Source organism: Caballeronia pedi (assembly GCF_001544915.2).
Classification (GTDB): Bacteria; Pseudomonadota; Gammaproteobacteria; order Burkholderiales; family Burkholderiaceae; genus Caballeronia; species Caballeronia pedi.
On record NZ_FCOE02000014.1, the window covers coordinates 71,358 to 83,845 of the forward strand.

The 12,488-nt window shown below is 63.2% G+C and carries 13 protein-coding genes; 1 reads left to right on the top strand and 12 read right to left on the bottom strand.

The genetic code is table 11. The features are described from left to right. Positions 1-99: 99 nt before the first annotated feature. The 6 genes from AWB80_RS21415 to rfbB all read right to left on the bottom strand — a co-directional run bounded on the left by AWB80_RS21415 (position 100) and on the right by rfbB (position 6,603). Positions 100-2,022: a glycosyltransferase family 2 protein gene (locus AWB80_RS21415; protein WP_061176767.1), complete on the bottom strand. Its 1,923-nt coding sequence runs from the start codon at positions 2,020-2,022 to the stop codon at positions 100-102. 293 nt (positions 2,023-2,315) lie between these two features. After that, on the bottom strand, positions 2,316-3,206 hold the full coding sequence (locus AWB80_RS21420) for a glycosyltransferase family 2 protein (RefSeq protein WP_244206644.1): 891 nt from the start codon (positions 3,204-3,206) through the stop codon (positions 2,316-2,318). Continuing rightward, on the bottom strand, positions 3,203-4,093 hold the full coding sequence (rfbD, locus tag AWB80_RS21425) for a dTDP-4-dehydrorhamnose reductase (RefSeq protein WP_061176768.1): 891 nt from the start codon (positions 4,091-4,093) through the stop codon (positions 3,203-3,205). Before rfbD ends, AWB80_RS21420 begins: the two co-directional genes overlap by 4 nt. Before the next feature lie 8 nt (positions 4,094-4,101). After that, entirely contained in the window at positions 4,102-4,653 is a 552-nt protein-coding gene (gene rfbC, locus AWB80_RS21430; RefSeq protein WP_061176664.1) for a dTDP-4-dehydrorhamnose 3,5-epimerase, read from the bottom strand. Then, positions 4,638-5,531, bottom strand: coding sequence for a glucose-1-phosphate thymidylyltransferase RfbA (rfbA, locus tag AWB80_RS21435; RefSeq protein WP_061176665.1), 894 nt, complete (start codon positions 5,529-5,531; stop codon positions 4,638-4,640). The genes rfbC and rfbA overlap by 16 nt, the downstream gene beginning before the upstream one ends. A gap of 10 nt (positions 5,532-5,541) precedes the next feature. After that, positions 5,542-6,603: a dTDP-glucose 4,6-dehydratase gene (rfbB, locus tag AWB80_RS21440; RefSeq protein WP_061176666.1), complete on the bottom strand. Its 1,062-nt coding sequence runs from the start codon at positions 6,601-6,603 to the stop codon at positions 5,542-5,544. Positions 6,604-6,935: 332 nt separating this feature from the next. Between rfbB and AWB80_RS21445 the strand changes: the two genes are divergently transcribed. Continuing rightward, complete coding sequence (locus tag AWB80_RS21445) at positions 6,936-7,790, top strand: symmetrical bis(5'-nucleosyl)-tetraphosphatase (protein ID WP_061176667.1); 855 nt, start codon at positions 6,936-6,938, stop codon at positions 7,788-7,790. Here AWB80_RS21445 and AWB80_RS21450 read toward each other — a convergent pair. The 6 genes from AWB80_RS21450 to AWB80_RS21475 are packed head-to-tail and all read right to left on the bottom strand — an operon-like array spanning position 7,759 to position 12,459. After that, the gene (locus tag AWB80_RS21450) at positions 7,759-8,565 is read right to left on the bottom strand and encodes a lysophospholipid acyltransferase family protein (protein ID WP_061176668.1); all 807 of its coding nucleotides are present in this window, start codon (positions 8,563-8,565) and stop codon (positions 7,759-7,761) included. The genes AWB80_RS21445 and AWB80_RS21450 overlap by 32 nt on opposite strands. Before the next feature lie 2 nt (positions 8,566-8,567). Then, entirely contained in the window at positions 8,568-9,845 is a 1,278-nt protein-coding gene (locus tag AWB80_RS21455; RefSeq protein WP_061176669.1) for a dihydroorotase, read from the bottom strand. 10 nt (positions 9,846-9,855) lie between these two features. Continuing rightward, on the bottom strand, positions 9,856-10,881 hold the full coding sequence (locus tag AWB80_RS21460) for an aspartate carbamoyltransferase catalytic subunit (RefSeq protein WP_061176670.1): 1,026 nt from the start codon (positions 10,879-10,881) through the stop codon (positions 9,856-9,858). 54 nt (positions 10,882-10,935) lie between these two features. Beyond that, positions 10,936-11,451: a bifunctional pyr operon transcriptional regulator/uracil phosphoribosyltransferase PyrR gene (gene pyrR / locus AWB80_RS21465; RefSeq protein ID WP_061176671.1), complete on the bottom strand. Its 516-nt coding sequence runs from the start codon at positions 11,449-11,451 to the stop codon at positions 10,936-10,938. After that, on the bottom strand, positions 11,438-11,884 hold the full coding sequence (gene ruvX, locus AWB80_RS21470) for a Holliday junction resolvase RuvX (RefSeq protein ID WP_061176672.1): 447 nt from the start codon (positions 11,882-11,884) through the stop codon (positions 11,438-11,440). Before ruvX ends, pyrR begins: the two co-directional genes overlap by 14 nt. Then, complete coding sequence (locus AWB80_RS21475; RefSeq protein ID WP_061176673.1) at positions 11,881-12,459, bottom strand: YqgE/AlgH family protein; 579 nt, start codon at positions 12,457-12,459, stop codon at positions 11,881-11,883. Before AWB80_RS21475 ends, ruvX begins: the two co-directional genes overlap by 4 nt. Positions 12,460-12,488 lie beyond the last annotated feature (29 nt).

Here is a 12,488-nt window from a genome sequence, read left to right on the forward strand (position 1 = left end):
AATATCTTCCCGATGATCGCGCGCCCAAGTGGTCCGGTCCGAAAAATTAACTGGTTATATTAACATGTGCATAGCCCGCCACCGGGCCATACGGGGCCGTTACTCAAACTGTTCCAAACGCGGCGGAAAAGCCAGCGTAAAGGGTCGAGCCTGGCCGCTAAGCGAGAGATTCGGGTTGTACGCCGGGTCGTTTTCGAGCCACCCGTGCCATTCCTTCTCCATCCAGCGAACCTCGCCAACGAAGCGCTGATATTTGTCCGCATCCATGTCCGAGCCGCGCGTCGCCGACTCATGATGGTAGAGCTCGGCGTGCGGTGTCCAGACGTTGCGATAACCCGCCTTGACGAGACGCAGGCAGAAGTCGACATCGTTGAATGCTACCGCCAGCTCTTCGTTCAGGCCGCCGACCTCCTCGTACACAGACTTTTTCACCACGAGGCAGGCTGCCGTCACGGCCGAGAGGTTCTGCATGGACACCGCGCGTCCGAAATGGCCGAACAGACCGCGCCTCATGTTGTGATGCATGTGCCCCGCAACCCCGCCCAGGCCGATCAGCACGCCGCCATGCTGGAGCATGTCGTTTGGATACCACAGGCACGCGCCCACCGCGCCAATGCCGGGCTGTGCAGCAATGCCAACCATCTCGTTCAGCCAGTCGGGCGAGATGACCTCGATGTCGTTATTCAGAAGACACACGAACTCGCCCTTCGCCTCGCGCACGGCGCGGTTGTTCAGCGCCGAAAAGTTGAAGGGAGAATCGTCGCGAATCACGCGAATGCCCTTCTTGCTGGCGATCTCGTCGAAATAGGCGAGCGTCTCCGGTTTCACGCTGCCGTTATCGACCACGATGATCTCGTATTCACGATAGAGCGTTTCGGCAAGCACGCTGTCGATGCACTGCTTCGTGAGCGCCAGGCCGTCGCGCGTCGGGATGACGATGGAGACGAGCGGATGCCGCCCGAGGCCATAGCGCACGCGCACGATACCGAGTGATTCGTACGGCTGGTCGACGACCGCGTCGATACCGCCGCGCGCCAGGTGATCCTCGATGGCGCGCTTCGCAGCGATCAGGGCATAGGGCTTTTCGGAGCCGCTACCGGCCGTGCTGCCCGGCACGATGCGCCAGTGATAGAGCACGTGCGGAATATGGATGACCCGCGCGTCACCCGCGATCTCGACGCAGCGCAGCGCAAGATCGTAGTCCTGGCTGCCTTCGTAGCCCTTGCGGAACCCGCCTGCCTCGCGCACGAGCGCCATCTCGAAGACGCCCAGATGCGAGAACATGTTCTGCGTCAGGAACAACTGCGGGTTCCAGTCGCTCTTGAAATAAGGCGTCGTGCGTTTGCCCTGCTCGTTGAGCTTGTCTTCGTCGCTGTAGAACATGCGGCCTTCGGGATGACGACCGATGTACAGCGCGACCATGTAGAGCGCATGCGGCGGAATCATGTCGTCGTGATCCAGCAAAACGACATATTCACCCGTCGCCAGTTCGAGCGCGCTGTTGCTCGCCTCCGAAATATGACCGTTGGTCTCGCGGAAAACGAGTTTGATCCGGCTGTCCCCTGCTGCTGCCTCGGTCAGCACTTCGCGCACGCGCGGATCGGTCGAGGCGTCGTCAGCAATGCAGAGTTCCCAGTCGGAATAGATCTGATCCCGCACGGACGCAATCATCTCCCGCAGAAACCGCTCGTTGCTGTTGTATGCCGGAACCAGGAGCGAGAATTTCGGGCGCCGCGCGAGTACTTCGATACCCTTGCGCACTTGTTCGCGTTTCTCCGGCGTGATCGAATCGTAGCGTTCGATCCACTCGTGATAGACCTCGTCGCGCGGCGGGCCGTCCGCAAAGCCCGCTCCGCTCTTCAGATGGCGCAGGCGCGCCATGACACCGCGCATGCCTTCGCGCCTGATGACGGAAAGGTAGTATTGCGCCGCCGGCACGACCCCGCCGCGCGACTGAACCTGTCGCGATATCGTCGCGGCCGCCAGACGGGCCGCGTTACCCGCGCTCACGACCGAGCGCATCGGCGCGGTTATCCTCCATGAAGGGGAACCGCGCAACGCAGCAAGTTCGATCTCGAGCTGCAACACGCGATTACGGAGCGTCGACAACTCTCTCGCGTCCGACTGCGTAGCCTTCAGCTTCTTCTCGAGCGCAGCACAACGTTCCTGCCAGTCGAATGAAGACGATTCGTCGCCCGCGCGGACCGGCTCGCGATCTGCGTCGGGTCGAACTGTCGTCTTGTCATCGTGTTGCATCTTCGTACTTACCTCTGACAGGTTGGGAATGCGGGCATCCTTGAGACCATGGCCGCGTGCTATAGCCTTCCGAGGCGACCACGCAACCCGTCTCGAAGACCGCGCAACGCCATCGATACATGCATGCGGCGCGCGGAGGGCATCATCGAATAGATGACCAGGCGGAACGGCATCTTGACGAGCTCCGTCGATTTCCAGGACCACGGCACATAACCCCGGCCGATCAACGCAATCGCGTTGCGGAAGAGATAATAGTGACGCACGGGGCTGTGCATGGGATACGTTCGCCCCAGGACCTGCACAGGCTCACCGCCCAGTTCGTGCGCCATGGTGATCCACGGAACGCCGACCAGCCGATACCCCGCGCGCTTCGCCCGAATGCACCATTCGAGGTCGACAAAGTCGATGAAAAGGTCATCTTCCATCGGGCCCACGACGTTCCAGCAATCCAGATTGAGACACGAGCCAGACGTGATCAGAAAGTCCGCGTCCACCGGGCAAGCGCCTTGCGCGGGCACGCGCGCGAGCACAAACGGCCTGAAGCGCACGAAGGGCGCCACGCCGCCGAGCCGCGGATCGTCATAGGCAGGTCCGACGATCGCGATTCTCTCTCCCGCCGCGACCCATTCCGCCAGCAAGCTGGGCAAGGCCTGCAAATGCTCGATCGTGGGTTCGCTGTCCTGGTCGAACAGGAGCGCAGCGCGGCAGCCTTCGCGCAACAGCAGCTCGATGCCCTGATTCAGCGCGGTCGCAATTCCAAGATTGTCGCGGTTGGGCAGATAGTGCACGTCGGGATCGAGCCCTTCGACACGATCGACGTCTGGCGTGTTGTCGACGACCACGCAACAGGTGTGCTTCGCCAGACGGTTCGCGCGTTCGATGCACGCCGCGTCCGGGTTATAGAACACCACGACGGAACCCGGGCGCGGCACGTTGATTCCTGTGCTCACAGCCCCCTCATGCACAGATCGAGCGCGTCGCGCCAATCCGGCGCCTCGATTCCGAATGCGTCGAGGAGCTTGCGCTGCGACATGCGGGAGTTCGCGGGACGCGTCGCCGGCGTCGGATAAGCCGATGCAGGAATCGGCTTCACAGCCGGCTTCTTCGCGAGCGACGATTTCTCGAAGATCGCTTCCGCGAAGCCGTGCCATGAGGTCGAACCGCCTGCCGTGAGGTGGTACACGCCTGACTTCCCGGACCACCAGCCATCATCGGCGGACACCGCCTGCGCCAACACGTTCGCCGTCAGCGCCGCGATGGTGTTCGACCATGTCGGCGCGCCGATCTGATCCGCGACTACGCTCAGTTCGTCGCGCTCAGCGCCGAGCCGCAGCATCGTGAGAAGAAAATTCTTGCCGCGAGCGCCGTATACCCAGCTCGTGCGAAAAATCAGATGATCGCAGCCCGATGCGGCGATCGCCTGTTCGCCCGCCAGCTTGCTTTTGCCGTAGACGTTCTGCGGATTTACCGCGTCTTCTTCGACATAGGGGCTGTCTTTCGTGCCGTCGAATACGTAATCGGTCGAATAATGAACCAGCGCGGCCGACAGGCGCTTTGCCTCTTCCGCAAGCACGCCAGGCGCTTCGCCGTTGGCGCGCATTGCTGCTTCGACCTCGCTTTCCGCCTTGTCGACCGCCGTGTAAGCCGCCGGATTGACGATCAGCGACGGCTTCACCTCACGCACGACCTTACGGATTGCGTCGAGATCGCCGAGATCGAGCCTGCTGCGGTCAAGTGCGACGACCTTGCCGAGACCCTGCAAACTGCGCGCGAGCTCGAAGCCCACCTGACCGTTGACGCCGGTTAGCAGAATGGTTCGCTGATCACGGTTTGTCATCGCGTCGCTCACTCGAAACACTCGGCGTCGGACAGATGCTTGCCCGCCGCGTCTTTGGCGGCGAGCAGCGGCTCGAAGTCGATCGGCCATTCGATGCCGATTTCCGGATCGTTCCACACGATGCTGCGCTCGTGCGCCTGATACCAGTAGTCCGTGGTCTTGTAGAGAAACTGCGCCGTCTCCGACAACACGACGAAACCATGCGCGAATCCCGGCGGCACCCACAGTTGCCGATGATTCTCCGCCGAAAGATTCACGCCCACCCACTTGCCGAAGTTCGGCGAGCGCTTGCGGATATCCACGGCGACATCGAACACTTCGCCTTCCACCACGCGCACGAGTTTGCCCTGCGCGTGCTGGATCTGATAATGCAGCCCGCGCAGCACGCCCTTCGCCGAACGGGAGTGATTGTCCTGCACGAACTCGACGCCGCTTTCCACGTGCTCCGCGAACTCGCGCGCGTTGAAGCTCTCATAGAAGAAACCACGCGCATCGCCGAACACCTTCGGCTCGATGATCTTGACTTCGGGCAGCGCGGTAGCGGTTACCTGGATGGCCATGCGACTTGGTCCTTGGGAAGATTGAGCAAATATTGACCGTAAGCGTTCTTCGAGAGCGGCTTCGCAAGTTCGAGCAACTGCTCCTCGCCGATCCAGCGCTTGCGATACGCGATCTCTTCAGGACACGCCACCACCAGCCCCTGCCGCTTCTGGAGCGTCGCGATGAAGGTCGCCGCTTCGATCAGCGAATCGTGCGTGCCCGTGTCGAGCCACGCATAGCCACGCCCCATGATCTCGACATCCAGCTTCTTCAGCGTGAGATAGCGCGAATTCACATCGGTGATTTCGAGTTCACCGCGCGCCGATGGTTTGATGTCCGCCGCGATGTCGCACACCTGATTGTCGTAGAAATAAAGACCCGTCACCGCGTAGTTCGAGCGCGGCTTGGCGGGCTTCTCTTCGATCGACAATGCGCGGAACTCGCGATCGAACTCGACCACGCCGTAGCGTTCGGGATCGTGAACGTGATAGGCGAACACCGTCGCGCCATCGGTGCGCGCGCTGGCGGCTTCGAGTTGTTTCGCGAGATCGTGACCGTAGAAAATGTTGTCGCCGAGAATCAGCGCCGACGGGTCATTGCCGACGAATTCCTTGCCGATGATGAACGCCTGCGCGAGCCCGTCCGGCGACGGCTGCACCGCGTACTGGATGTTCATGCCCCACTGGCTGCCGTCACCGAGCATCGACTCGAAGCGCGGCGTGTCCTGCGGCGTCGAAATCACGAGCACGTCACGAATGCCCGCGATCATCAGCGTGGACAGCGGGTAGTAAATCATTGGCTTGTCGTAGACCGGCAGCAGTTGTTTCGATACCGCGTGCGTGATCGGATAAAGCCGCGTGCCGGAACCTCCGGCGAGAATGATGCCCTTGCGCGCCATGGTCAGCCCCTCACGCGCGCTGCGCGTAGTTCGTCTCGACCCATTTCCGGTATTCGCCGGAAGCCACTTCGTCCGCCCACGCCTGGTTATCCAGATACCACTGAACCGTCTTCGCGAGACCCGTCTCGAACGTTTCCGCCGGCTTCCAGCCAAGCTCGCGTTCGAGCTTGCGCGCATCGATCGCATAGCGGCGATCATGGCCCGGGCGATCCTTCACATACGTGATCTGATCGCGATACGAACCGCTCGACTTCGGCTTCGCCTTGTCCAGCAGGTCGCACAGCGTGTGCACGACTTCGAGGTTCTTCTTCTCGTTCCAGCCGCCGACGTTGTAGGTCTCGCCGGGCGTGCCGCGCGAGAGCACTTCGCGGATCGCGGAGCAATGATCGCCCACGTACAGCCAATCGCGCACGTTCTGGCCGTCGCCATACACGGGCAGCGGCTTGCCCGCGAGCGCGTTGGCGATCATCAGCGGGATCAGCTTCTCGGGGAACTGGTACGGCCCGTAGTTGTTCGAGCAATTGGTCGTCACGACGGGCAGGCCGTACGTATGGTGATACGCGCGCACCAGATGGTCGGAGCCGGCCTTCGTCGCCGAATACGGGCTGTTTGGCGCGTACGGCGTGGTTTCCGAGAATTGCGGGTCCGTGGCCGAGAGCGAGCCGAACACTTCGTCCGTCGACACGTGCAGGAAACGGAATGCCTGCTTCTCGTCTTCGGGCAGCTTGCACCAGTACATCCGCGCGGCTTCGAGCAGCGTGAACGTGCCGACTACGTTCGTCTGGACGAAATCGGCCGGGCCGTGAATCGAGCGGTCCACATGGCTTTCCGCCGCGAAATGCAGAATGGCGCGCGGCTTGTGCTTCGCGAGCAAGGCATCGATGGCGGCGCGATCGCAGATGTCGGCGCGCTCGAACACGTGGCGGGCGTCGTCCTTGAGCGATTTGAGCGTTCCCAGATTACCTGCGTAGGTCAGCTTGTCGACGTTCAGAACGGGCTCGTCGGAGCCATTGAGCCAATCCAGTACAAAATTGGCGCCGATGAAACCGGCGCCGCCCGTCACGAGAATCATGAATAGCCCTCTCTGTTTGCGTTCGCGCAAATCGCCGGCACGACGCCAGTTCTATATGTGGGAATTATTTACACAAACGGGTAACGAGTCGGGAACATCGACCGACGCATCCCACTCACCGCCGTTTGGACAACCGCTAATTATAAGGCCAGCCCATGCGAAAACCACTCGCCTAACAGATTGATACAGCTGGCGTTTCATCGTTGCATACGTTTCGACGTGTAACCGTCGAAAAATCAAACATGTCTTTATGAACATACGAGTATTCACCGTCTGTTTCATAATGCCCGATTACTCTCATTCCGAGCCGGTTGCGCGGCTTGTCCCATTGTATGACCGACGCCCTGACCTCCAGCATCGACGCCTCCTTCGCTCCGCTCGTCTTCGGCGATCTCCAGGGCTGCTGCGATCCGTTCCAGCGTCTGCTGAAGAAGGCCGCACCCGAGCCCGGCACACCGCTCTGGTTCGCGGGCGACCTCATCAACCGGGGCCCGAAATCATTGGAGACGCTGCGCGAGATCATCGCGCTCGGCTCACGTGCGACCGTCGTACTCGGTAATCACGACCTGAATCTGCTTTCCGTCGCCGCCGGTCTGCGCAAGCCGAAGAAAGGCGACACGCTCGATGAAATCCTCGCCGCACCCGACGCCGCCGATCTCATCGAATGGGTCCGCCACAAGCCAGTCGCGCATTTCGAGAACGGCATCCTGATGGTTCACGCGGGCGTGCTGCCGCAATGGGACGCGACGATGACGATGGAACTCGCGCACGAACTCGAACAGGCACTGCGCGCCCCGAACTGGAAGGAGACGCTCGCGGCTCTGTACGGCAACGAGCCGCATCGCTGGGAGGATTCGCTCACGGGCGCGGATCGCCTGCGCGTGATCTACAACGCGCTGACGCGCATTCGCTTCTGCACCTCCGAAGGCGCGATGGAGTTCGCCAATAACGGCGGCCCCGATGCCGCGCCGCCCGGCTACATGCCGTGGTTCGACGCGCCGAACCGCCGCACGCAGGACGTGACGATCGTGTTCGGCCACTGGGCCGCGCTCGGCCTCATGATCCGCGATGACGTGCTGTGTCTCGATTCGGGCTGCGTGTGGGGCAACAAGCTGTCGGCGGTGCGTATGACCGCCGATCCCGCGCAGCGCGTGCTCACGCAGGTGAGCTGCTCGATGAAGAAGTAGCCACCGCTTCGGCGACGTGCGCGCCGCTCGCGACCGCCGGCGCACCGCGCATGCACTGAAGCGCCGCGTCGACGCAAGCCTGCGCCTCGCTCGCGAGCAACCGCCGGTCGGCGCCCGGTGCAAGCGGATTGCACACGTACAGATGCGCGGTGAGCGCCCCCGCGCTCAACAGCGCATTCAGCGAATCGTTGAGCGACATATCGCCGATATACGCGGGCGCGGTCGACTGCCGTCCTTGTGCATCTTCGTACATCAGGCAGATCGGCTGCACCGGACACGACGCCGACACCGCCGCCTGAAACATGTTCGCGTGAAACGGCAGGAGCGACTGACCATCGGTGGTCGTGCCTTCAGGGAATACGCACATCATCTCGCCCGCGAGCAGCCGGTTCGCCAGCTCGTGCATGATGCGCTTCGCGTCGCTGCGCTTCTCGCGCTGCACGAACACCGTGCCCAGTTGATGCGCGAGCCAGCCGACGACCGGCCACTTGCGGATCTCCGCCTTCGACACGAACGGCGTCGGACGCCATGCGTTGATCACGTAGATATCGATCCACGAGATGTGATTGCCGACGACGAGCACGCCCGCATCGAGCCGCGCTTCGTCGTTATGGACGACGAGCTTCATGCCCGCGAGCCGCAGCATCTCGAGCGACCACGCGCGGTTCAGCTCGGCGCGCGCGCTCGCGGACGCACGCGGAAAGCGCCTCGCGACGATCCACATGCCGTACAGCAAATGGAGCGTGAGCCGCAGCTTGCGCAGCACGAAGCGCATGTTCAGCGGCTCTCGTAGGCGACGTGCCCACCGACGACCGTCGCACGCACGCGCGCCGGCAGTTCGTAGCCGAGGAACGGTGTGTTGCGCCCCTGACTCTTCAGCTTCTGCGGATCGACGCGCCATTCGCCGGCCGCGTCGAACACGCACAGATCCGCGATCGCGCCCGTCGCAATGCGCCCCGCGGGCAGCTTCAGCACATCGGCGGGCGCGTACGTGATGCGCGCGAGCGCCTTCGCGAGCGGCACGTTCGCCTCGCGCGCCCACTTCACCGTCAGCGACAGCAGCAGTTCGAGACCCGTCGCGCCCGGCGTCGCTTCGGCGAAAGGCAGCAGTTTTTCGTCGTCGTCGAGCGGCGTGTGATCGGAGCAGATCGCGTCGATGGTGCCGTCGGCCAGCGCCGCGCGGATCGCGTCGCGGTCGCGCTGCGAGCGCAGCGGCGGATCGAGGCGGAATTGCGAGTCGAAATAGCCGATGTCGATATCCGTCAGATGCACGTGGTTGATCGTCACGTCGCACGAGACGGCAAGCCCTTCGGCCTTCGCCGCGCGCACCAGCTCGACGCCCGCCGCCGACGACAGATGCGACAGATGCACGCGCGCGCCCGTCACGCGCATCAGTTCGAAGATGGTGTGCAGCGCGATGGTCTCCGCCGACACCGGCACGCCCGACAGCCCGAGCCGCGACGCCACCGCGCCGCTCGCCGCCACGCCGCCCTTCGACATGAACGCGTCCTGCGGACGCAGCCAGACCGTGTAGCCGTAGGTGGTCGCGTATTGCAGCGCGCGCTGCAGGGTGCGCGTATCGACGATCGGGTTATCCGCCTGCGAGAAGCCCACGCAGCCCGCCTCGGTCAGCTCGACCATTTCGGTGATGGCCTCGCCCTTGAGTCCCATGGTCAGCGCACCGAGCGGATACACATGCGCCAGATGCAGCTTCTGCGCGCGGAACTTGAGCATCTCGACGAGGCCCGGCTCGTCGAGCGTCGGATCGGTGTCGGGCGGGCACACGAGGCTCGTCACGCCGCCCGCCATCGCGGCGGCCATTTCGGATTCGAGCGTCGCCTTGTGCTCGAAGCCCGGCTCGCGCAGCCGCGCGGACAAATCGACGAAACCCGGCGCGATGTGCAGCCCGGACGCGTCGATGACCTTCGCCGCGTTGAAATCCGCAGGCGCCGCGCCGATGCCGACGATCCGCCCCGCCGCGATGAATACGTCCTTGCGTTCTTCCGTGCCCGCGATCGGGTCGATGATCGTGCCGTTTTGAATCTGGATCTTCATGTCGTCTTCTTCAGTCGCTGTTGCCGGCCACGATGCCCATCACCGCCATGCGCACGGCGATGCCGAAGGTCACCTGATTCAGGATCACCGACTGCGGACCGTCGGCCACCTGCGAATCGATTTCCACGCCGCGGTTCATCGGGCCCGGATGCATCACGATCGCATCGGGCGCGGCCAGCGCGAGACGCTCGGGCGTCAGGCCCCAGCTCTTGAAATACTCCTGCGCGGAAGGCAGCAGCGCGCCGCTCATGCGCTCGTTCTGCAAGCGCAGCATGATGATCACGTCGACGCCCTTCAGGCCTTCGTCGAGATTGTGATAGACGTGCACGCCCATCTGGTCGAGGTTGCTCGGCAACAGCGTGCGCGGCCCGATCGCGCGCACTTCCGGCACGCCGAGCGTGGTCAGCGCGTGAATGTCCGAGCGCGCGACGCGCGAATGCAGGATATCGCCGACGATCGCCACGCGCAGCTTCGTGAAGTCGCGCTTGTAATGGCGGATCGTGTACATGTCGAGCAGGCCTTGCGTCGGATGCGCGTGCCGGCCATCGCCCGCATTGATCACGTGCACGTGCGGCGCGCAGTGCTCGGCGATCAGATACGGCGCGCCGCTCGACGCGTGACGCACGACGAACATGTCGGCGTGCATCGCGGAGAGGTTGTTGATCGTGTCGAGCAGCGATTCGCCCTTGCTCGTCGACGACGCGTTGATGTTCAGGTTCAGCACGTCCGCCGACAGGCGCTTGGCCGCGATCTCGAACGTGGTGCGCGTGCGCGTCGAGTTTTCGAAGAAGAGGTTGAACACCGACTTGCCGCGCAAGAGCGGCACCTTCTTCACTTCGCGGTCGGTCACGCTCACGAACTGCTCGGCGGTATCGAGAATATGCGTGACGATGGCGCGCGGCAGCCCTTCGATGGTCAGCAAGTGCTTCAGCTCGCCGTTCTTCGTGAGCTGCGGATTGCCTTTGAGAAAGCCGTACCGGAATTTATCCGATGCGGGCGCGCCCGGAACGGCGGCGCCCTGATTGGCGGTGTTCATGATGTTCCCGGATGTTTCTTTGGAAAGAAGCGCAAAGCAGCCGCAATGTGCGCGTCAGTGCGCGCGCGGCTCGGTCGTGAAGGCGAGCGTGTGGTCGTCGCGGCGCGCGAGCACGAGATCCTCGTTCGCGGGCATTTCGACCGCGCCGCCGGTGAAGCGCGCCGCGATCGGCATTTCGCGACCGCCGCGATCCGCGAGCACCGCGAGATCGATCGACGCCGGACGGCCGTAGTCGTACAGCTCGTTGATCGCCGCGCGCACGGTGCGGCCCGTCGAGAGCACGTCGTCGATCAGGATGATGCGGCGGCCGTTCACATCGAAAGGCAGTTCGGTCGGGCGCGCCTGGCTGTGCAGGCCCTTCTTCGCGTAGTCGTCGCGATGCAGCGCCACGTTCACCACGCCGAAGTGCGGCGCGTTCAGATCCTTCGCGAGCCGCTCGGCGAGCCACACGCCGCCGCTGTAGATGCCCGCCAGCACGGCGCCATCCGGCGCGGCAAGCGATGGTCCGTACGCGGCCCGAATCTGGTCGACGAGCGCGCGGTACAGCGCCTCGGCGTCAATGGAACTCATGATCGTCGGCAAGTCCGTCGAGATATTGTTGAAGGATGACGCGGGCCGCTTCGGCGTCGATTTCGTCGAAGCGGCCACGCGCGTTGGTGCGCACGCCGCGCGAGCGCAGCTCGGCTTTGGCGTCGACGGACGAGTAGCGCTCGTCCACCCATTGCACGGGCACGTTGAAACGGCCGTTCAACTGATTGCCGAAGCGCTTCGCGAGCGCGCTCATTTCGTGCGGTGCGCCATCGGGATGCATCGGCATGCCGACCACCACGGCGTCGGGTTTCCACTCATCGAGCAGTTTGCCGACTTCGACGAAGCGATATTCGCGATTGCGGTTTTCCAGCGTGGCGAGCGCACGCGCGTGCTTCGTGAGCGTATTGCCTACGGCGACACCAATGCGTTTCTCGCCGTAATCGAATGCCAGCAGCGTGGCTTCGCGGCTCATGCGTGCCCTGCTTCGCCGGACAACATCGAGCGCGACACGCCGAGCAGCGAGAGCGCTGCTTCGAGGCGGTCTTCGGCGGGCACGTCGAAGATGATGCGCGGATCGGCTTCCACCGTGAGCCAGCCGTTCTTCGCGAGTTCGTCTTCGAGCTGGCCCGCGCCCCAGCCGGCGTGACCCAGCGTGAGCAAAAAGCGCTCGGGGCCCTTGCCGCTCGCGACTGCCTCGAGCACGTCCTTCGATGTCGTCATCGCGAGGCCGCCGGGCACGCTCATCGACGAGCTGTACGGCTCGCCCTCGCCCGCTTCGTGCAGCACGAAGCCGCGCTCGGTCTGCACGGGACCGCCGAAGTACACGGGCAAATGGACGAGCGGCTCGATCTCGAGCTTGAGATCGATGCGATTGAATAGCGATTGAAGATCGATATCGGTCGGCCGATTGATGACGAGGCCGAGCGCGCCCTTCTCGGTGTGATCGCAAAGATAGACCACCGTTCCTGAAAACGTCGGATCCACCATGCTCGGCATGGCGATCAGGAACTGATTCGTCAAATTGATGCGATCGGAAGTCTTGGACATAATTCAGAATTTTAACAAAGGCGCTGCGA